The organism is Paenibacillus wynnii (assembly GCF_030812855.1).
In the GTDB taxonomy this organism is placed as follows: Bacteria; Bacillota; Bacilli; order Paenibacillales; family Paenibacillaceae; genus Paenibacillus_AQ; species Paenibacillus_AQ wynnii_A.
The window spans coordinates 45,904-67,219 of record NZ_JAUSTK010000029.1 but is presented as its reverse complement, the minus strand read 5'-3'; the positions used below and the strand labels follow the sequence as shown (position 1 = coordinate 67,219).

The following is a 21,316-nucleotide window of genomic DNA, read 5'->3' as shown; positions in this document are numbered from 1 at the left end:
TCCAGCGCCGATGGTACTTGGACCGAAGGGTCCTGGGAGAGTAGGACGTTGCCAAGCACATGAGACCACTGTTGATTCATTCAACAGTGGTTTTTGTGTTTCTTTTTTACCTGTGGAAATGCTGTGGATAATTACAGAAAAACACAGGAAACTTACAAACATGTGGATATATCATTTAACCGACTCAAATCGCCAAATTTGTGGGTATAGCAAGGGTTTATCAGTGTTTTATTATGAAAAACACAAGTAATCCACGGATCAATGTGCATAGGTAAAGGGGGGTGTGGATACATTCTTCTAAGATGTTGATAATTCGCCTGTTGGTGGTTTTTTACGCATGTTAAATTATAGCTTTAAACTGGACCTGTTGATAACTATTTCTATGAATAACTGAATCGTTTGATCTTTTACACAAGTGGCTTGCGCATCTGGATCTGCATCCATAGAATAAGAATAAATACATATTAATGAGGTGACATTTGTGGAGATCAGGCAGTTGCTTCCCGATGAATTCGAATCCAGTGTCAGTTTGTCAGAGTATGCTTTTCAATATACTCTTTCCGAGAAAGCTAGAGTAAAGGCGCAAAAAAGATTCAAACCAGAACGGGTATGGGGTATTTTTGATGAGGGAGAGCTAAGTGCTAAGTTGACATTACTGCCTCTGCAAGTATTCGTACAAGGGAGAGTCATTCCAATGGGTGGTATTGCAGGTGTGGCGACCTGGCCTGAGAACCGTAGACAAGGACTTGTGGCTAAGCTGCTGACGCATGCGCTCGAAAAGATGAATGAATCTGGACAACTTTTATCCTTTTTACATCCATTTTACGTGCCCTTTTATCGTAAGTATGGTTGGGAGATCTTCTGTGAATATAAGAAATACACCATTCCCGTTGCAAAATTTCCGCTGAAGACCGAGATTGATGGTAAGGTAAAACGTGATGTTAATGATATTAATGTAATGAGTATTTTATATACTGAATTTGCTTCCAAGTATAACGGGACATTAGACCGCAACCAGGATTGGTGGGAGAATGCAGTTGTGGATGAGGAAGGCCATGATGCGGTTTTTTACTCAACGTTAGGTAATCCGGAAGGTTATGTGCTGTATAAGATAGAGAACAAAGAGCTGGTCATTGATGAGTTTATCTATTTGAATGAAAAAGCTCGCCGTGGATTATGGACCTTCCTCTGCAATCATGACTCCATGATAACCCAGGCTTCGCTAAAGCTGGTTCCGGCTGATGACTGCCTTCCCTATTTACTTCCCGATCCGCGTATTCCTCAAGAGAATTACCCTTACTTTATGGGGAGAATTGTGAATGCCAAAGCATTTGTGGAAGGATATTCTTTTGCTGCAGGAGTTCAGGGTAAGGCAACACTTTGTATCAAGGATGACTATGCTCCGTGGAATGCCGGATTGTGGGAGTGGAGTGTGTCGGAAGAAGGCCAATCGTCCTTGGTACGGTCTGAGGGTGATTTTACACAAGCGGATTTGACCTGTGACATTGGAACATTTACGGTTCTTTTGCTTGGTTATAAACGTCCGGGGGAGATTTTCCAGTATGGGGCTCTAACGGGTAACCCTTCTGCGGTATCCTGGTTGGAAAAGGCTGTTCCGCGTGCACAAACGGCTTTATTGGACTTCTTTTAAATAGATGGGGAGTCATTTCATTGTTCAAAATGAAAAAATAAGAGCCGTCCTCTTGGCAATCCCAGAGAATATGCTATAATGTTAAATAAGTCAAAGAAAGTCAAAGTCAACGGAGTAAACAACTGGACTATAAGGAAATGCTAAAAAACCTATTAACACCCGCAGAGTATGTGAAGTACAGGGAAGTGGTCACACTAAGAAGGTCTAATGCACAAATATCAAGGAGTAGCCGGGATTCGGAATTTTACTCTTTGGTTAAGCTTCCTTATAGGTTATCGCCTTGCGATAGGTCGGTTGGACTCTAAGCTTATAACACTGGAGGATGAGTGATGCGTAATATCTCCGATATTATCGAACAATATCTGAAGAATATTTTGCATGAAAGTCCTGAAGGTACGGTGGAAATCCAGCGTAATGATCTGGCGGACCAGTTCTCCTGCGTACCGTCACAGATAAATTATGTTATTAGTACGCGCTTCACTTTGGAAAAAGGCTACCTGGTGCAGAGTAAACGCGGCGGTGGGGGTTATATTCGGATACAACGCTTTGAGCTTCCTCAGAATGTGGCGTTGTATGCGCATCTTAATCACACGATAGGCAGTGAAATTGACCAAAATGCTGCAGAAGGCCTGATTTATCAGCTAGAGGAAGCCTGTTTTCTAAGCGAGCGGGAAGCGTGCCTCTTACGCGCCGCTGTTTCCCGGGATTGCCTGACCATTAAGCTTCCGTATCGGGATGAGGTTCGTGCCAAACTTATGAAGGCGATGATCATTTCATTATTGGGTAAATAATTGTCAATCTAAGGGAGGGACTCCGCCGTTATGCTCTGTCAGGAATGCGGTGTCAAGCAAGCAACACTCCACTTCACCAAAATTGTGAACGGGGAGAAGACGGAATTTCATATTTGTGAGAGCTGTGCTCGAGAAAAGGGTGAATTAATTCCTGGAACCCCAGGAGGATTCTCCATTCACAGTTTGCTGTCGGGATTGCTCGATCTGGAAGGGCCGGGCAAAGAAAAGTCGGCCGCATCCAAGATCGCACAAACGCTAGCCTGCGAGGAATGCGGTATGACCTACTCCCAATTCAGTAAACTGGGGCGGTTCGGTTGCAGCTCGTGCTATAAATATTTTAACAGCGGTTTGGATCCTCTTTTCAAGAGGGTACACGGCAGCACCTTGCATGTCGGGAAAATTCCAAAACGAGCTGGTGCACAAATTGTGGTAAGGCGGCAGATTGAGGAAATGAAGCAGGAACTCGGAATCAGTATTTTGCAGGAAGAGTTCGAAAAGGCTGCCGAGCTTCGGGACCACATACGCCGACTTGAAAAAGAAATTGCACAAGAGTAAAGTCTTTGATATATAGGGAGGACACGACATGCCAAATCTTCGGTTCACCGAACAAGCACTCAGCGATTTTATGCGCAGTGGTGGCGGAAGCCATTCCGAGATTGTCATCAGCAGCCGTGTTCGGATCGCCCGTAATTTGCAGCACATTCCTTTTCCACTGCTGGCTTCATTGGAGCAATCAGAAGAGGTACTGGAGCAGCTTACTCCCGTATTTAGCGGAGAAGAGGCGACGGAATACGGTTCTTTTCAGATGGTGAGACTTGATGAATTAGAGGAGCTGGATAAGAAGGTATTGGTGGAGAAACATCTCATCAGCCCTAGTCTGGTCAATGAATCTAAGGGTGGAGCCGTCATGCTGAATGAAGATGAGTCCGTCAGTATTATGATTAACGAAGAGGACCATCTGCGCATACAATGTTTGTTTCCGGGCTTTCAGGTTCAAGAGGCCTGGGAACGCGCAACAGCTATCGACGATATTTTTGAAGAAACTGTTAATTATGCTTTTGATGATAAAAGAGGTTATCTAACCAGTTGTCCCACGAATGTAGGAACAGGACTTAGGGCTTCGGTTATGATGCATCTTCCTGCTTTGGTAATGAGCCACCAGATCAATCGTATCCTGTCTGCGGTTAACCAAGTGGGCTTAACGGTAAGAGGGATTTACGGAGAGGGCAGTGAGGCGGTCGGGAATATTTTTCAGATCTCCAACCAGATTACACTAGGCCAGTCCGAAAGCGAAATTATAGACAATCTTCAAAGCGTGGTTATGCAAATTATTGAACATGAACGAAATGCACGTGAACGTCTGCTTGCCGATTCCGCGCTGCGAATAACAGATCGAGTAATGCGCTCCTACGGTATTTTATCGTATGCAGCTGTACTTGAACTCAAGGAATCGGCACAGCGATTGTCTGATATACGGTTAGGAGTAGATCTGGGTATACTTCAAGGCCCTTCAGTTTCAATAATGAATGAGCTGAATGTGAAGACGCAGCCAGGATTTCTGGAGAAGATGTTCGGCGATGAAATGAGCACTACCGAAAGAGATATGTACCGGGCGAAGCTGCTCAGGGAAACTTTGGGGACCAAATATTAATTATAGATATTTATTATTCATGGAGGTGCAGGAGATATGATGTTTGGAAGATTTACGGAACGGGCACAAAAGGTGCTGGCGCTGGCGCAGGAAGAAGCCGTACGTTTGGGACATAACAATATCGGCACAGAACATATTTTGCTCGGTTTAATTCGTGAAGGAGACGGCATTGCTGCGAAGGCATTGATTGGTCTGGGTCTTGGTCTTGAGAAAATTCAAGATGAGGTCGAGCAATTGATCGGCAGAGGTCAAGAACAACCTACGAACATTGCTTATACTCCACGTGCCAAAAAAGTCATTGAGCTGTCCATGGACGAAGCCCGCAAGCTGGGTCATACGTATGTGGGTACAGAGCATATTTTACTCGGACTTATCCGTGAAGGAGAGGGCGTAGCTGCTCGCGTTCTAAATAACCTTGGAATTAGCTTGAACAAAGCCCGTCAACAGGTTCTGCAGCTTCTGGGCAGTAACGATTCCGTTTCGAGCCACAGCGGAGCTCCTGTCAACGTTAGTACACCAACGCTGGACGGTCTGGCTAGAGATCTAACGGCATATGCCAAAGAGGGCCATCTGGACCCTGTTATCGGCCGCAGCAAGGAAATAGAGCGTGTTATTCAGGTTCTCAGCCGCCGTACTAAGAATAACCCGGTGCTAATTGGCGAACCTGGTGTTGGTAAAACCGCTATTGCTGAAGGTTTGGCACAAAAAATCATCAATAACGAAATTCCGGAAACACTGCGTGACAAACGTGTCATGACCCTGGATATGGGTTCTGTGGTGGCTGGTACAAAATACCGTGGTGAATTCGAAGATCGTCTCAAAAAAATCATGGATGAAATCCGTCAAGCAGGCAACATTGTACTCTTTATCGATGAGCTTCATACCTTAATCGGTGCAGGCGGCGCAGAAGGTGCAATTGATGCATCCAATATTCTTAAGCCGGCTTTGGCCCGTGGAGAATTGCAGTGCATAGGCGCGACGACATTAGATGAATACCGCAAATATATTGAAAAAGATGCCGCTTTGGAGCGTCGTTTCCAGCCGATTCGTGTGGATCAGCCTTCACCAGAGGAAGCTGTACAAATTCTCTACGGATTGCGTGACCGTTATGAAGCTCATCACCGTGTAAAGATTACGGACGAAGCTATTGAGCAAGCTGTGAAGCTGTCCGATCGGTATATCCCGGATCGTTTCCTGCCGGATAAAGCGATTGACTTGATTGATGAAGCAGGATCGAAGGTAAGACTTAACTCTTACACCATTCCGCCGAATCTGAAGGAATTGGAAATGCGTCTGGATGATATCCGCAAGGAGAAGGACTCTGCTGTACAAAGCCAGGAGTTCGAGAAGGCAGCTGCCCTTCGTGATACGGAACAAAAAATCCGTGAAGAGCTGGATACAACCAAAAACCAATGGAAAGAAAAACAAGGCCGTACGGATTCCGAAGTTACACCAGAGGATATCGCACAAGTTGTGGCCAGTTGGACGGGCATTCCAGTAAGTCAGTTGAAGGAAGAAGAGACGGACCGCCTGCTTAATATGGAGTCTCTGCTGCACCAACGTGTTATTGGCCAAGATGAAGCAGTCAAAGCTGTCAGCCGGGCACTTCGCCGGGCACGTGCAGGACTTAAGGATCCGAAGCGTCCAATGGGTTCCTTTATCTTCCTCGGACCTACAGGTGTTGGTAAAACGGAATTGGCTCGCGCACTCGCAGAGGCCATGTTCGGTGATGAGAATGCCGTTATCCGTATCGATATGTCAGAATACATGGAGAAACACTCCACCTCACGTTTGGTCGGAGCGCCTCCAGGGTATGTTGGATATGAAGAAGGCGGACAGTTAACAGAGAAGGTTCGTCGTAAACCTTACTCCGTTGTTCTGCTTGATGAAATCGAGAAGGCTCACCCGGAAGTATTCAATATTCTCCTGCAAGTACTTGAGGACGGTCGTCTGACCGATTCCAAAGGTCGGGTTGTCGATTTCCGTAACACACTGATTATTCTTACTTCGAACGTGGGAGCACAGGCGATCAAGAAAAACTCAACGCTTGGCTTTACGGCAGTACAAGATGCGGGAGCGGATTACGGCAACATGAAGGGTAAAGTAATGGAAGAACTGAAGAAGAGCTTCCGTCCCGAGTTCCTTAACCGTATCGATGAGATTATTGTCTTCCACTCCTTGGATGAGAAGCATATTGCCGAAATCGTTACTCTTATGTCTGAAGAGCTGCGCAAGCGTCTGAAGGAATTTGATGTTGACTTCTATCTCACCGATCAAGCGAAGGCCTTCCTAGCCAAAGAAGGTTATGATCCTGCTTTTGGTGCCCGGCCTCTACGCCGCGCTATTCAGAAGCATATTGAGGATAGACTTTCCGAAGAGCTGCTAAAGGGTAACATTCAAAAAGGTGATTCACTCAACATTGATGAAGTCAATGGTGAGCTTGTAGTCACGAAGATTGAAGCCGTAACTCATGAAGCAGAAGTGCAAGCAGAAAAGGAATAACCTTTTGAAATATGAAAGTCCTCGAACCGATTGGGTTCGGGGCTTTTTTATTTATCTATTTCTTGAGATTGGTATGAATCCACTTGTTAAATAACCTTTCGTTGAAGGGACAGAAATGGTAAACTTTGAAGGAAGATAAAAATATCCACAATTTTAAGTTTGAACATCATAGAGCAGTGAATATTGTGAAATAATGTAGTAAGCCGGAGATTGATTGATTCCTCCGCCTTCAGATCGAAGGAGAACACATGGCTAAAGTAAAAACTAAATTTCAATGCACGGAATGCGGTTATGAGTCGGCAAAATGGCTCGGTAAGTGCCCGGGATGCCAGGCATGGAATTCCATGGTAGAGGAAGTAGAAAGCAGTGCCGTCAAAACCCAAGGAATGAATGCTCCTATATTTCAGAGTAAAGAAAAGGCGCAATCGATCATAAATATAGAAAGCGACAAGGAGCCTCGCATTCTTACCGGCATCGGAGAACTTAACCGTGTGCTCGGCGGAGGCATCGTTCCTGGCTCACTGGTGCTCGTGGGAGGAGATCCCGGCATCGGCAAATCAACACTGCTGCTGCAGACCTCACATGCTCTGACCGTACAAGGTTTGCGGGTCTTGTATATATCTGGTGAAGAGTCGGTACGCCAGACAAAGCTTCGCGCGGATCGTTTGGGTGCGCTTTCTGCTGAATTATACGTACTCTGTGAGACCAATATGGAAAGCATTGAGGAAGCGATTGAGCAGATTAAGCCTCAATTTCTTGTCATCGATTCCATACAAACGGTTTATATGCCGGAAGTAACAAGTGCTCCGGGCAGTGTGACTCAGGTGAGGGAATGTACGACAAGATTTATGCGTATCGCCAAAATTCGCGGTATCGCTACGGTGCTTGTCGGGCATGTCACTAAAGAAGGCGCGATAGCAGGCCCGCGGCTGCTTGAGCATATGGTTGACTGCGTACTTTATTTTGAAGGAGAACGTCATCACACGTATCGATTGCTACGGGCTGTGAAGAATCGTTTCGGTTCCACGAATGAGATTGGCATATTTGAAATGGGTGAGATCGGACTGACAGAGGTGGATAATCCTTCGGAGCTATTTTTGTCGGAACGTCCTCTGGGGGTGGCTGGCTCAACGGTTGTAGCCAGTATGGAAGGTACACGTCCGATACTCGTAGAGCTGCAGGCCCTTGTTGCTTCTACACACTTCCCTTCACCGCGGCGGATGTGTACGGGCATGGACCACCAACGTATGGCACTTATTATTGCCGTGCTTGAGAAACGAATGGGGATGTTCCTTCAGAATCAGGATGCTTATGTCAATGTCGCCGGTGGGGTGAAGCTGGATGAGCCTGCCATCGATTTGGCTGTGGCCATTAGCATCGCTTCCAGCTTTCGCGATATTCCGACGAAGCCGTTCGATGTTTTTTTTGGTGAAGTAGGGCTAACCGGCGAGGTTCGAGGAGTCTCGCGTGCGGAGATGCGTGTGAAAGAGTCTGCAAAGCTGGGCTTCCGGCGGGTGATTATGCCCGAAAAAAGTATGAAAGGCTGGAAGCACCCAAAAGATATACAGATTATTGGTGTCAGCACTGTAGCAGATGCACTATCGGTCGCGTTAGATTAGGGGGCACAGGAAATAATGAAAGAATACAACCAACTGGATAATATGAATGACTTGCTCAGGCTGGCAGCACCTGGGACACCTTTTCGGGAGGGTCTGGAGAATGTGCTTCGCGCAAAGACCGGGGCACTGATCGTTGTCGGATATAGTCCGGAGGTGATGGAAGTTGTCGATGGCGGATTTTCCATTAACTGCGACTTTTCCCCCAACTACTTGTATGAGCTGGCCAAAATGGACGGAGCCATTATCCTTAGTGAGGATTTAAAGAGGATATTGTACGCCAATACACAGCTGATACCGGATTCCTCAATCTCATCCATTGAAACGGGAATTCGTCACCGAACAGCAGAACGTGTAGCTAAGCAAACCGGGAAACTGGTGGTATCCATTTCTCAAAGGCGGAATATAATCACCTTATACCAGGGCTCTATCCGTTATGCATTGAAAGAAATCGGGGCCATTCTAGCGAAGGCGAATCAGGCGATCCAGACGCTTGAGAAATATAAAGCCGTTCTTACTCAAGGACTTACCAATTTGTCGGCTTCAGAGTATGAGGGAGCTGTGACTGTACCTGAAGTAGTGGGTGTGATCCAGCGTGTGGAAATGGTTCTGCGAATTAAGATGGAAATCAAGCGTTACATCAATGAATTGGGGAATGAAGGCCGGTTAATTAGCATGCAAATGGAAGAACTGGTTGGAAATACAGAGGAAGAAGCATGGCTTCTTTACAGAGACTATGCAAGAGAAGAGGAAGAAGAGGGAATTCGGGAGATTATCGCCGGACTCAAAAGAGCCAGTGATGATGAGCTGATGGATGACAACCACATCGCACGCCTGCTTGGCTATTCACTAACGGCAATTACCTCAGAGGAAGCGGTAACGCCACGCGGATATCGTCTTCTAAATAAAATACCGCGGCTGCCAAATGTTATCATTCATAATCTGGTGGAGCGCTTCGAAATGCTGCCGAATCTGATGCGGGCGAGCATTGCGGAACTGGATGAAGTGGATGGAATTGGAGAAGTTCGGGCGCGCAACATTCAGGACGGATTAAAGCGTTTGCAAAAGCAAGTTCTTATTGACAGACAAATGTAAATAACATACAATCACGTAATGTTGGAGACGTTAAAGGCTCAATGAAAGTGTAGAGGTGACGAAATGATAACAAAATCAATTCCGAGTCTGTTTACCATAGGTAATCTGATGCTTGGGATGTTTGCAATCATGATGGCGTTTGACGGTAAGCTCAGCATGGCCGCTATTATGATTATTATTGCAATGCTTTTAGACGGTCTAGATGGACGTGTTGCCCGCGCGCTTGGAGTGGAAAGTGAGTTTGGCAAGGAGCTGGACTCTCTATCCGATGTAATTTCTTTTGGCGCAGCACCTGCTTTTATTATGTATGTTACAAGCCTAAATGACTTAAATCCAGCTTTAGCTTGGACAGTAACTGCAATTTTTCCGGTGTTTGGAGCCCTACGCCTGGCCCGTTTTAACGTTCGGCCTGGAATTCCCGGGTATTTTATAGGTTTGCCGATTCCGGCTGCTGGTGGCGTATTAGCGACATTAGCGCTGTTCCATAACGATGTTTCTGCCCCATTTATGATTGTTGCTACATTACTTTTATCTTATTTGATGGTCAGTACTGTTAAATATCCAAATTTCAAAAAAATAGGTTTACCCAAAAAAGCGGTTGTAGGTGCACCATTAGTTATTGTAGTCGCCGTAGCCGTTGCAGTCGTTTTTCCCGAGCAAATTGCCAAGCTGATCTTTGTTCTTCTGGCTCTTTATGCCTTGTACGGTCTAAAGCAAAATGTGGATAGATTGACAGCCAGACGCCGACACCGCCGCAGAAGACGTTCTGAAGAAAAGGTGTATCACTCTAAAAACGGCTAAGCACCAATCTATATTCACTTCAAAAATACGTGTGCATTATAAAAAGGCTTTGTCATCCGATGAGGATAGCAAAGCCTTTTTTTTGTGCAGAGATGATAAGAGACGTTCTTAGGATAAATTAAATAGTCCGAGTGTGGCACATTTTTGCGATTCCTTGACCACAATCTCGTCCATATTGATGTTGAGTAAGTTACATAACGCCGACATGTAGAATAGTTCACGACCAAGTTCAGAACCGATAACTTCACGACAATTCTCGCACAGTTCCCCTAGTACGTGAGTACCAGCGGTTTCCTTTGCTTCTTCAAGTGTATTACCAGGCTCAAAGACCTGCTTGGATGCATGCAGTTCGATACAACCGCATTCGGTGACTGCTTTAACGACGGCACGGTTGACAGAAGCACTGCTTTGTCCATTTTTGGACAGGACATCCAGAAGACTTCGGTGACGGAGCAGCAATTCGGAAACTTGATCCTGAAAGGCCTGTAAACTTGGTGCGCTCATTATTCATTCACCCCTGGGTTCATAATTGAGTTCATTATATGCCACTCCACCTCTTCTTTTCAACAAGGAATAAGACATACACTAGACTTTATCGCCAAGAAGACCATTTATGTTAGAAAAAATAAGGGTTGTACGATTATCGTCCTAAAAATTGGAACATACTGGTGAGGAGTAGACCATTTTGGTTGGAGAATAAAGGAGGTGCGTAAAGAAATGTGGAAAAAAGTGATTTTGTCTTTTGCCGGATTGTGTGGGGGTTGGTTCGGTTATTCGTTATACCACATGGCGGAAAATGGATTTCCTGCTGGGATGGAACGATTATCAGCGGGTCTGCCAGTAGAAGGAAGCATTGTGTTTGCGATGCTGGGTGCCATTATCTTTTTGTTTGCTGGAACTCTGTGCGCGGAATGGGGAGGTACAAAGCTCCAAGAGGCAGTCCTGCATACTTCGCGTATTCCAATGAATGATTTGGCCGCGGGAGCTACGGGACTCATTGGAGGGCTTCTGTTATCTCTCTTGCTTTATCCTAGTATGACCTGGATGGGAACAGCGGGACAGCTGCTTCAGGTAGTTCTAACCGTAGCATGCGGTTACATGGGGCTACGTGTAAGTCTGGCGAAAAAAGAAGAATTAGCTTCTTTATGGACAAGCGGTCGGTGGGGTCCTCCTGTAGAGCCGGAAGGACGAGGCTTGGAAGAACACAAAATTTTAGATACAAGTGTCATTATCGACGGGCGAATTGCCGACATCTGCAAGACAGGATTTATTGAGGGTACAATTGTCATTCCGGAGTTCGTACTGGAAGAACTACAGCATATTGCAGATTCATCCGATCTGCTTAAGCGTAACCGCGGGCGTCGCGGACTGGACATACTCAATAAGATCCAGAAAGAGCTGGATGTAAAAGTGTTGATCTATGAAGGGGATTTCGAGGAAATTTCCGAAGTGGATAGCAAGTTGGTGAAGTTAGCCAAGGTTTTGCGCGGTAAAGTAGTTACAAATGACTTCAACCTCAACAAAGTATGTGAGCTGCAAGGGGTATCTGTTCTTAATATCAACGACCTTGCTAATGCTGTAAAGCCGGTTGTGCTTCCTGGTGAGGAAATTATAGTTCAGGTCATTAAAGACGGTAAGGAACATGGTCAAGGTGTTGCTTATCTAGATGATGGTACTATGATTGTAGTGGAAGGTGGACGCGAATATATCGGCACAACCATGGAGGTACTGGTTACAAGTGTTTTACAGACCTCAGCAGGCCGGATGATCTTCGCCAAACCCAAGCTATTGGAAAAAGCACAATAGATCTATCAGTTGAAAGGGTTGGAAATCGCCTGCTAAACACGTTATGATAAGGTTATATAGGAAAGACAGGAGCCTTGATCATGTCAAACAGTGTTGGCGTCGTCATTGTGGCGGCAGGCAGAGGAACACGTATGGGGACGGCGGAGAGCAAGCAGTTTTTGCTGCTGCAGGACAAGCCGATTGTCGTTCATACGCTTGAAGTATTTCAGCAACATGAGCTGATCTCCGAGATCGTACTGGTTACCGGTGAAGAGGATATAGATCGCTGCAAGGAATGGATCGCAGACTATAAGCTGGACAAGGTAATCGCTGTTATAGCCGGGGGTACCGAACGGCAGTATTCCGTTTATAAAGGGCTGCTGGAACTTAGAACCCAGTGGGTAATGGTACATGATGGGGTTCGCCCTTTTGTTCAACCCGATCAAATCGAAGCCTGTTACCGGCGTGCTGAGCAGGTTGGCGCATCCGTGCTGGCTGTACCCGTGAAAGATACTATTAAGCAGGTGGACGGCGCGGGCAGAGTTCTGTCAACGCCGGATCGGCGAAGTCTGTGGGCGATTCAAACCCCGCAGACTTTTCGTCTTTCTGAATTAAAAGCCGCCTATGAGTTAGCGGAACGGGATGGCTTTGTCGGAACAGACGACGCAAGCTTAGCAGAACGAGCGGGGATCTCAGTTTCTGTAGTTGAGGGAAGCTACAGTAACATTAAGATAACTACACCAGAGGATTTAGATTTTGCGGAATATACTAGAAGATCAAGAGGAGATGGACAGTCATGATTGCTGTAGGACAGGGCTTTGATGTACATCAGCTTGTAGAGGGACGCCCATGTATCATTGGCGGTGTGACAATTCCTTATGAGAAGGGATTGCTGGGTCATTCTGATGCAGATGTACTTTTACATGCAGTGACCGATGCCATTCTGGGTGCACTTGGTCTGGGTGATATCGGCAGGCATTTTCCCGATACCGATGAGGCTTTTAAAGATGCGGACAGTCTTAAATTATTAGAGCAGGTCTGGGATATGGCTCGTCAGAAAGGCTATCGCCTGGGGAACATAGATAATACCATTATTGCTCAAAGGCCGAAAATGGCACCTTACATTCCGCAAATGACGGAAATTATCGCCCGGGCATTGGGAGCAGATCCATCCAAGGTGAATGTGAAAGCAACCACTACGGAACAGCTTGGCTTCACGGGACGCGGCGAGGGCATTGCTGCCCAATCTATTGTCTGTCTGCTTCAAGATGTGATATCATCTTGAGATGGAAGATTTCGACTAGAAGTTTTAAACATATGAAGCGGAGGGAATGAAATGGCGGATGAAGTCCGGGTGCGGTATGCACCAAGCCCTACGGGACATTTACATATCGGAAATGCCAGAACGGCTCTATTTAACTATCTATTTGCCCGTAATAAGGGCGGTAAATTTATTATTCGGATCGAAGATACCGATGTGAAGCGCAATGTTGAAGGCGGCGAGGAAAGCCAGCTGAAGTATTTGAAATGGCTGGGTATGAGCTGGGATGAGAGTGTTGATGTGGGCGGAGAATACGGCCCTTATCGGCAGACCGAACGGCTTGATTTATACCGTGTGCATACACAAGACTTGCTGGATCGTGGCTTAGCCTACCGTTGTTACTGCACGGAAGAAGAACTCGAAGCAGAGCGGGAAGAACAAACTGCACGAGGAGAGACACCACGTTATTCCGGTAAGCACCGTGATTTGACGGAAGAGCAGCGCCAGGCATTCGAGGACGAAGGCCGTATTGCGAGCATTCGCTTTAGAGTTCCAGAGGACCGCACTTATACTTTCGATGATATCGTAAAAGGCAGTATTTCCTTCCAAACTAAGGAAATGGGCGATTTTGTTATCGTGAAAAAGGATGGCATTCCTACCTATAACTATGCGGTTGCTGTAGATGATCATCTCATGAAAATCTCTCATGTTCTCCGTGGGGAAGACCATATTTCAAATACACCGCGTCAGCTTATGATTTATGAAGCTCTCGGCTGGGAAGCACCCTTGTTTGGCCATATGACGCTAATTGTCGGTGATAACCACAAAAAGTTGAGTAAACGTGATGAGTCTGTTATTCAATTTATTGAGCAGTATGATGGATTGGGTTATTTGCCTGAAGCGATGTTCAATTTCATCTCTCTTCTAGGCTGGTCTCCTGAGGGAGAAGAGGAAATATTCAGCAAAGAAGAACTTATCTCTATATTTAATACAGACCGTTTATCTAAGAGCCCGGCCGTGTTTGACACAAACAAACTGGCTCACTTAAATAATCACTATATCAAACATGCTGATCCTGAGCGGATTGCTGCACTAGCCATTCCGCATTTGCAGAAGGCTGGAAGATTACCGGAGAAGCTTAACGAGGAAGAAGAAGCTTGGGCTAAGAGCCTTGTTGCACTTTATCAAGAGCAAATGAATTCTGCTTCTGATATTGTAGGTTTGTCGGAGATGTTCTTCCGCAGTCACTTGGAGCTGGATTCCGAAGGGGCTCAGATTCTCGCTGAGAGCCAGGTCCCGGAAGTTCTTTCTGCTTTACTTGCCAAGATTGAAGGAACTGAAGAATTCACTTCCGCTCATATGGCAGTTCTGATTAAAGAAGTGCAGAAAGAGACCGGACACAAGGGCAAGGCATTATTTATGCCGATTCGCGTGGCCTTGACGGGACAAACTCACGGTCGTGATCTGAATGTGACGATTGCGCTACTGGGCAAAAACCGTGTTGTTGAGCGCTTGAAATCGCAGATTAAAGGGGCTTAAGAATGTGTTAAAGGTAGGGAGACCCTCTTGTCAGTCCCCGCCCTTTTCGCTAAAATAGAAGAATATTAGAATAGCATTGATCAGGAAAAGTACGTGTACAAGGGCAGATGCCAGAGAGAATAACCAGGAAAGGGTCCTCCTTTTCAGGCTGAGAGTTATTCATTTGTCCGCCGCGGAACATGCGCCTGTGAGCTGCACGGTTGAGCGAGTCTCATTAGGAGACCTGTTAGTTCGTGCCGGGAACGTTGCCGTTAAAGACGCCAAGTGGGACGATATTGCCTATTGCTAGTACTAGTAGTAGAGTGAATAGTCGTCCAAGCAGAGTGGGACCGCGGTTAAACGTCTCTGCAGCTTTATGCTGCAGGGGCGTTTTTTGTTGAAATTTAAGAGGAATTAATAATTATTTCAACATACAACAACAAAGCTAGATTTGCTGCATATTCATTCTATGAGACAGATGGGCTGAAGAATACCTTCTTTGCGTACCTGTAAACAGGAGGCAAGGAATCAGGAAGAGGGGAACCGTGATGTTTAACAATATCAAGTCTGACATTCGGGCAGTATTTGACAATGATCCGGCTGCACGCAGTTGGTTCGAAGTTGTATTCACCTATGCCGGGCTGCACTCTATTTGGGGTCACCGGGTAGCCCACTTTCTTTTTAAGCATAAATGGTATACGCTGGCGCGGATGGTATCGCAAATTAGCAGATTCATGACGGGTATTGAGATACATCCCGGAGCTGTTATTGGTAGCAGGCTCTTTATTGACCATGGCATGGGTATTGTTATAGGGGAGACCTGTGAGATAGGTGATGATGTTATTATTTATCAGGGTGTCACCCTTGGGGGAACGGGTAAAGAAAAGGGGAAACGTCATCCAACAGTTGGAAACAATGTAGTTATTGGTTCGGGTGCAAAAGTGTTAGGTTCGTTCCGTATAGGCGATAATTCGAATATAGGCTCCAATGCGGTTGTTCTGCGCGAGGTACCTAATAATAGTACAGTAGTAGGCAACCCGGGACGTGTGGTAAAGCGCAATGGGGAGCGTGTATCCGATCGGCTGGACCATGCCAAGATGCCCGATCCGCTTGTCGATTCTCTTCGTTTTTTGCAAAAAGAGATCGAAGAGCTGCGTGATCGGCTAGGCTCCGAAGATAAGCAAAAAACGGAACAAAGAAGAATAGAAAGCCAACAGTACATTGGAGACTATGAAATTTAATATAGATCCCGGTTTCAGAGGATTCCGAGGACAACAACAGAAAGGATTGGGAAACAGCATGGCTTTACAAATTTATAATACGATGTCTAGAAGTAAGGAGCCTTTTCAACCTCTCGAGGTTGGGAAGGTAAAAATGTATGTATGCGGTCCGACCGTTTACGGTTATATGCATATCGGAAATGCTAGACCCGTTATTGTCTTTGATTTAGTCCGTAATTATTTGGAACAGCTTGGCAACGAGGTGCGTTTTCTTACAAATTTCACAGATGTAGATGATAAGATGATTCGCAAAGCGGAAGAGATGAATATTACTGTGGCAAAGGTTGCAGAAATATTTATTGATGCGTACCGTGAGGATATTGAAGGCCTCGGAGTAAAACCGGCTACTATGAATCCGCGGGTTACGGACAGCATGGACCTAATTATTGACTTCATCAAAGAACTGGAGCAAAAAGGACATGCATACGAAAATGGCGGTGACGTATTCTTCCGGACTTCCACCTTTGAGAGCTACGGTAAGCTGTCCCGGCAGAATCTGAAGGAGCTTCAATTTGGAATCCGTGTGGATGTAGACTCGCGAAAAGAGAACCCGGAGGACTTTGTGCTATGGAAAGCGGCGAAACCGGGCGAGGTTTCCTGGCAAAGCCCATGGGGAGAAGGACGTCCCGGCTGGCATATTGAATGCTCAGCTATGGTCCGGGAATTTCTTGGCGATACCATAGACATCCACGGTGGTGGACAGGATCTGCAATTCCCTCATCATGAGTGCGAATGTGCACAGACCGAAGTGCTGACTGACAAGCCTATGGCAAACTATTGGATGCATAATGGCTTTATTAACATCGGTGACGAAAAAATGTCGAAATCGCTCGGGAATGGTATGCAAGTTAAGGAAATTCGCCAGCGCTTTAAGGCAGGACCCATCCGTTATTTCATGCTTTCAACACACTATCGCAACCCACTCAATTTCTCCGAAGAAGCCTTGCTTTCTGCAGAGAAAAGTGTTGAACGTATCTCAGTAGCAGCAGCCAACGTGAAACATCGCCTTGAACTGAATAACAGTGGCGCTGAATCTGATGTCAGCGGTGAGATTGAAGCTAAAATGTCTGAGATTCTGCATAATTTCCATGAAAAAATGCAGGATGATTTTAATACGCCGGATGCTATCACAGCTGTTTTTGATTGGGTCAGTGTGGCAAATGTACTGCTAGCTGGAGAAGCTGCTGCCGCCGCTGATCTTACAGCATTACTGAAGGCTTTTGATGAAATGAATTCGGTGCTCCGTTTAACACCCGAGCATACGGAAGAAGTGGCAGGAGAAGAGGTAGAGCGACTTATTGCTGAGCGGTTAGAGGCTCGTCAGAATAAGAATTGGAGCCGATCCGATGAAATTCGGGACGAGCTTAGTGCTATGGGTATCCTGCTTGAGGATACGCCGCAGGGAATGCGGTGGCGGAGAAAATGAGCAATGAGAATCCTCAAACTCCAGCCGTAGACGGGTGGTTCCCTTATGAACCATCCAAGCCAGTAAAGCTGATTTCGCCTATTGTCTTAGCCTATATGGGGGATGCGATTTATGAAGTGGCTGTGAGGCAGTATCTGATTTCCCTTCCGAATCTGCGTCCTAATCATTTACACCGTTCAGCTACGGGTCTTGTATCCGCCAAAGCACAATGCGCGATTCTTCAATTTCTAGATAGCTCTATGCTTACTGAAGAAGAACGTGATGTAGCACGTCAGGGGCGTAATGCTAAATCAGGGACTGTACCCAAAAATGCAGATGTGGCGGAATATCGGCATGCGACGGCTTTTGAATGCTTAATCGGTCATCTATACTATACGGGTCAGCTGGAAAGAATACAGAAACTAGTGCACAGCGGAATTGAGTTTATGAAGAATCGGTAAGCGGGAAATCGTCGGAATATACAACTGGAGGAATAAAAGATGGAAGAAGATTTGAAGACAGAAGAGGAAATGCTGGCCGGTAAGCATTCAGTGTTAGAAGCGATGCGTGCAGGCCGTACAATCAATAAAATATGGATCGCTGAAACGGCTCAAAAGCATTTAACAGCACCTATTATTGCTGAAGCAAGAAAAGCCGGGATTGTTATTCAGCATGTTGATAAGCGGAAGCTTGACCAACTTGCACCGGATGTTCAGCATCAAGGGGTAGTTGCACAGGCAGCGCCATATGCATATGTAGAAGTAGAGGATATTCTAGCTGCAGCAGCAGTCAAAGGTGAAGCACCATTTCTTATACTCCTGGATGAAATTGAAGATCCTCATAATTTGGGTTCAATTCTGCGTACGGCTGACTGTACTGGCGTTCATGGCGTTATCATCCCTAAACGGCGCTCCGCTCAGATCACTGCTACGGTATCAAAAACATCAGCTGGTGCAGTAGAGTATGTTCCAGTAGCTAGAGTCACTAACCTCGGACAGACGATAGATCGTCTCAAAGAAATGGGGATTTGGGTTGTCGGGACAGATGTGGATACAGATCAAGATCTGTTTGGATCGGACATTTTCACGGGACCTGTAGCAGTAGTTATCGGGAATGAGAACAAAGGCATGGGTCGTCTGATTCGGGAAAAATGCGATATTTTGCTTAAATTACCGATGGCCGGAAAAATAAATTCACTGAATGCATCTGTAGCTGCCGGTGTTATTATGTACGAAGTGCTACGGCGTCGGCGACAGGGATAATATGGTTGACTGGCGGGACGTGCTTCTTGTGGATGGTTATAACATGATTGGCGGCTGGCCAGATTTAGCGGAATTATCGCATACAGGCATGAAGGAAGCTCGCGACCGACTTCTGGATATGCTGGCTGATTATCAGGCCTTTTCGGGCCGTCGCATTATTGCTGTATTTGATGCTTATCGTGTTCCCGGACTAGGACGAGCTTTTGTTCAGGGCAAGGTGCAGGTTTATTTTACAAAAGAAAAAGAAACCGCCGATGAATGCATTGAACGGCTGGTAGGAGAACTCAGTCACCGGCGCCGGCAGATTTATGTGGCAACCAGCGACTTGGTGGAGCAGCATGTTATTTTTGCTCACGGTGCCTTACGTCTATCTGCTAGAGAACTGCGTCTGGAGATAGAAGAGAATCAAAGGGAAGTCAAAAAAGCCATCGACAAGCCGGGTGCTCGTAACTCCCGGCATGCCCTAGAAGATAAGCTTCCCCCGGAAGTGCGTAGCAAGCTTGAAGATTGGCGCAGAAAGTCTTGAGTAAGCCCAAGGAACATCAGTCCACTTACAAATGCCATAATATTCTATTGATGATTGTTTTTGGACAAACTTCGGTTGACGGTGTAAGGTAACATAATATATACTGTTCGTATATTTCGAGAAGTAACGATGTGTCTTGCGTTGCAGCCGGGGGGATTCTTGGTGAGTGTCGACCTCAAGGAATTAATGCTATCCGAGTATGATTGCATAAGCGATGAAGATATTGTCGAGGTTTTCCGTGGTGGCGACAGTGGCGCATTGGAGTACTTGATTAATAAATACCGCAATTTCGTCCGCGCCAAAGCCCGTTCTTACTTTTTGATCGGTGCTGATCGTGAAGACATTGTACAAGAAGGTATGATTGGCCTTTATAAGGCAATTCGTGATTTTAAAGGGGATAAGCTTTCTTCATTCAAAGCATTTGCCGAGTTATGTATCACACGGCAGATTATAACTGCGATTAAGACAGCGACCCGTCAGAAGCACATTCCTCTTAATTCATACGTTTCATTGGACAAGCCCATCTATGATGAAGATTCTGACCGTACACTTATGGACGTCATTTGCGGCACCCAGGTGTTGGACCCGGAAGAACTGATTATCAATCAGGAAGAATTCATGGGATTGGAAGACAAGATGGCCGAGATACTCAGTGATCTTGAACGTAAAGTTCTAATGCTATACCTGGACGGACGATCCTATCAGGAAATTGCTGAGGATTTGAAGAGACATGTGAAGTCGATTGACAATGCACTGCAGCGGGTAAAGCGGAAATTGGAAAGATATCTGGAAGTGCGTGACAATTAATGATATAATGACAGGGAAAGGCTCGGACTTCGAGTCTTTTTTTAGTTTGTGATCATGGGCCCTATGTTTATTCATAGCGGGAATGCATCATAATGTAAGAATCACAGCGGAGTGAAAAGGAAAAGACTATAGCAAAGACAGCGATCGGAAAGATGTTGCATATCCTATATTTACCCAGTGCAGAAGGCAATTCTTTCGTTGACACAGACCTTGACATTATGCTAAAGTGTTTTAGGTAGGCCTAAATTCGCGGCTTTTTTTTAAATATCGGAAAGATAGAGCTCTGCTCCATGCTTTTTGATATTTCAAAGAGATAGGATGCCGTTCTAATAAGGACGTCAACACCCTTTCTTTTTGGGATCAATATTTGCGTCTTCTAATTTGCATATTAGAAGAACGTCTCGGGAGGTGCACATCATGCGGGTAATTATCACTTTGGCTTGTACAAGTTGCAAACAAAGAAACTATGCGACAACCAAAAACAAGCGAAATCACCCCGACCGCATGGAGATGAAGAAATTTTGCAAGTATTGTAACTCGCAAACTCCTCATCGCGAAACCAGATAGTCTTTGGAGGTGTAGTCGGCGTGAAACGTAGTTTCAAGTCAATGTTTTCCTTTTTCACTGAGAGCTGGAGTGAACTCAAAAAAGTTCGCTGGCCTAGCCGTAAGGAACTGACAAACTATACATTGATCGTTCTCGGTACAATTGTAGTTGTCGCTGTTTACTTCTGGGTTCTGGACATCGGTATTTCCGCTGTGATTGAAGCGATTATTTAGAGAGGTCCCAGGTGGCTTGATATGGAAAAAAGATGGTATGTCGTTCATACCTATTCAGGGTATGAGAACAAAGTCAAAGCCAATTTAGAAAAACGCGTTGAGTCTATGGGCATGGAAGACAAGATATTCCGTGTTCTTGTTCCTATGGAAGAAGAACTGGTAAGCAAAGACGGCAAGACCAAAACGGTCATGCGTAAAGTTTATCCTGGATATGTCTTGGTGGAAATGGTCCAAACTGATGATTCCTGGTATGTTGTCCGCAATACGCCGGGCGTTACTGGATTTGTTGGTTCGACAGGCTCAGGTTCGAAGCCTACGGCTCTGCTTCCAGAAGAAGTAGAACAAATTCTGAAACATATGGGTATGGTAGAACCTAAAGCTAAGATTGATTTCGAAATCAAGGAATCGGTACGCATTATGGTTGGTCCCTTTGCGAATTTTGTGGGCTCCGTGGAAGAAATTTTGGTGGATAAGAGTAAGATCAAAGTACATGTTAACATGTTTGGACGGGAAACCCCGCTAGAGTTGGATTTCACTCAAGTGGAGAAAATATAACTACGCATCAGGGTTTCTTGTGGGAGGGCGC

The 21,316-nt window shown here is 45.7% G+C and carries 23 protein-coding genes; 22 read left to right on the top strand and 1 reads right to left on the bottom strand.

Going from position 1 to position 21,316, the window contains the following annotated elements; genetic code table 11:
• The 9 genes from J2T20_RS21355 to pssA all read left to right on the top strand — a co-directional run.
• On the top strand, positions 1–250 hold a 250-nt coding region (locus J2T20_RS21355; protein ID WP_307591322.1), incomplete at its 5' end, for a hypothetical protein.
• 231 nt (positions 251–481) lie between these two features.
• A complete protein-coding gene (locus J2T20_RS21350) occupies positions 482–1,651 on the top strand; it encodes a GNAT family N-acetyltransferase (RefSeq protein ID WP_307591320.1) in 1,170 nt (389 codons plus the stop codon).
• 329 nt (positions 1,652–1,980) lie between these two features.
• Positions 1,981–2,442 carry a CtsR family transcriptional regulator gene (locus J2T20_RS21345; protein WP_307591319.1) on the top strand — a complete coding sequence of 154 codons (462 nt, stop codon included), beginning with the start codon at positions 1,981–1,983 and terminating at the stop codon, positions 2,440–2,442.
• Positions 2,443–2,472: 30 nt separating this feature from the next.
• Positions 2,473–2,997, top strand: a complete 525-nt coding sequence (locus tag J2T20_RS21340; protein WP_307591318.1) for a UvrB/UvrC motif-containing protein — start codon at positions 2,473–2,475, stop codon at positions 2,995–2,997.
• Between the two features lie 28 nt (positions 2,998–3,025).
• Positions 3,026–4,093: a protein arginine kinase gene (locus tag J2T20_RS21335; RefSeq protein WP_307591317.1), complete on the top strand. Its 1,068-nt coding sequence runs from the start codon at positions 3,026–3,028 to the stop codon at positions 4,091–4,093.
• A 36-nt stretch (positions 4,094–4,129) separates the two neighbouring features.
• Positions 4,130–6,595, top strand: coding sequence for an ATP-dependent protease ATP-binding subunit ClpC (gene clpC, locus J2T20_RS21330; protein WP_307591316.1), 2,466 nt, complete (start codon positions 4,130–4,132; stop codon positions 6,593–6,595).
• Positions 6,596–6,843: 248 nt separating this feature from the next.
• On the top strand, positions 6,844–8,214 hold the full coding sequence (gene radA / locus J2T20_RS21325) for a DNA repair protein RadA (RefSeq protein WP_307591315.1): 1,371 nt from the start codon (positions 6,844–6,846) through the stop codon (positions 8,212–8,214).
• 15 nt (positions 8,215–8,229) lie between these two features.
• Positions 8,230–9,306, top strand: a complete 1,077-nt coding sequence (disA, locus tag J2T20_RS21320) for a DNA integrity scanning diadenylate cyclase DisA (protein ID WP_307591314.1) — start codon at positions 8,230–8,232, stop codon at positions 9,304–9,306.
• 63 nt (positions 9,307–9,369) lie between these two features.
• Positions 9,370–10,107 (top strand): CDP-diacylglycerol--serine O-phosphatidyltransferase, encoded by a 738-nt coding sequence (gene pssA, locus J2T20_RS21315; protein WP_307591313.1) that lies wholly within the window; start codon positions 9,370–9,372, stop codon positions 10,105–10,107.
• Between the two features lie 108 nt (positions 10,108–10,215).
• Here pssA and J2T20_RS21310 read toward each other — a convergent pair whose 3' ends face one another.
• Positions 10,216–10,611, bottom strand: coding sequence for a DUF1573 domain-containing protein (locus J2T20_RS21310; protein WP_307591312.1), 396 nt, complete (start codon positions 10,609–10,611; stop codon positions 10,216–10,218).
• Positions 10,612–10,824: 213 nt separating this feature from the next.
• On the opposite strand from J2T20_RS21310, the gene J2T20_RS21305 reads away from it, so the two are divergent.
• The 13 genes from J2T20_RS21305 to nusG all read left to right on the top strand — a co-directional run bounded on the left by J2T20_RS21305 (position 10,825) and on the right by nusG (position 21,285).
• Positions 10,825–11,913 (top strand): PIN/TRAM domain-containing protein, encoded by a 1,089-nt coding sequence (locus J2T20_RS21305; protein WP_307591311.1) that lies wholly within the window; start codon positions 10,825–10,827, stop codon positions 11,911–11,913.
• An 80-nt stretch (positions 11,914–11,993) separates the two neighbouring features.
• On the top strand, positions 11,994–12,692 hold the full coding sequence (gene ispD / locus J2T20_RS21300) for a 2-C-methyl-D-erythritol 4-phosphate cytidylyltransferase (protein ID WP_307591310.1): 699 nt from the start codon (positions 11,994–11,996) through the stop codon (positions 12,690–12,692).
• The gene (gene ispF, locus J2T20_RS21295; RefSeq protein WP_307591309.1) at positions 12,689–13,177 is read left to right on the top strand and encodes a 2-C-methyl-D-erythritol 2,4-cyclodiphosphate synthase; all 489 of its coding nucleotides are present in this window, start codon (positions 12,689–12,691) and stop codon (positions 13,175–13,177) included. Before ispD ends, ispF begins: the two co-directional genes overlap by 4 nt.
• 51 nt (positions 13,178–13,228) lie before the next feature.
• Positions 13,229–14,692, top strand: coding sequence for a glutamate--tRNA ligase (gene gltX / locus J2T20_RS21290; RefSeq protein WP_307591308.1), 1,464 nt, complete (start codon positions 13,229–13,231; stop codon positions 14,690–14,692).
• A gap of 527 nt (positions 14,693–15,219) precedes the next feature.
• Entirely contained in the window at positions 15,220–15,912 is a 693-nt protein-coding gene (cysE, locus tag J2T20_RS21285) for a serine O-acetyltransferase (RefSeq protein WP_307591307.1), read from the top strand.
• Between the two features lie 58 nt (positions 15,913–15,970).
• Positions 15,971–17,377, top strand: coding sequence for a cysteine--tRNA ligase (cysS, locus tag J2T20_RS21280; protein WP_307591306.1), 1,407 nt, complete (start codon positions 15,971–15,973; stop codon positions 17,375–17,377).
• Complete coding sequence (locus J2T20_RS21275; protein WP_307591305.1) at positions 17,374–17,817, top strand: Mini-ribonuclease 3; 444 nt, start codon at positions 17,374–17,376, stop codon at positions 17,815–17,817. The genes cysS and J2T20_RS21275 overlap by 4 nt, the downstream gene beginning before the upstream one ends.
• Positions 17,818–17,856: 39 nt before the next feature.
• Positions 17,857–18,618 (top strand): 23S rRNA (guanosine(2251)-2'-O)-methyltransferase RlmB, encoded by a 762-nt coding sequence (gene rlmB / locus J2T20_RS21270; RefSeq protein ID WP_307591304.1) that lies wholly within the window; start codon positions 17,857–17,859, stop codon positions 18,616–18,618.
• Between the two features lies 1 nt (position 18,619).
• The gene (locus J2T20_RS21265) at positions 18,620–19,144 is read left to right on the top strand and encodes an NYN domain-containing protein (protein WP_307591303.1); all 525 of its coding nucleotides are present in this window, start codon (positions 18,620–18,622) and stop codon (positions 19,142–19,144) included.
• Positions 19,145–19,306: 162 nt separating this feature from the next.
• Positions 19,307–19,951 carry an RNA polymerase sporulation sigma factor SigH gene (sigH, locus tag J2T20_RS21260; protein WP_307591302.1) on the top strand — a complete coding sequence of 215 codons (645 nt, stop codon included), beginning with the start codon at positions 19,307–19,309 and terminating at the stop codon, positions 19,949–19,951.
• A 417-nt stretch (positions 19,952–20,368) separates the two neighbouring features.
• On the top strand, positions 20,369–20,518 hold the full coding sequence (gene rpmG / locus J2T20_RS21255) for a 50S ribosomal protein L33 (protein WP_076099620.1): 150 nt from the start codon (positions 20,369–20,371) through the stop codon (positions 20,516–20,518).
• Between the two features lie 20 nt (positions 20,519–20,538).
• A complete protein-coding gene (secE, locus tag J2T20_RS21250; protein WP_036652875.1) occupies positions 20,539–20,730 on the top strand; it encodes a preprotein translocase subunit SecE in 192 nt (63 codons plus the stop codon).
• Between the two features lie 21 nt (positions 20,731–20,751).
• Positions 20,752–21,285, top strand: a complete 534-nt coding sequence (nusG, locus tag J2T20_RS21245) for a transcription termination/antitermination protein NusG (RefSeq protein WP_036652878.1) — start codon at positions 20,752–20,754, stop codon at positions 21,283–21,285.
• Positions 21,286–21,316: the final 31 nt, after the last annotated feature.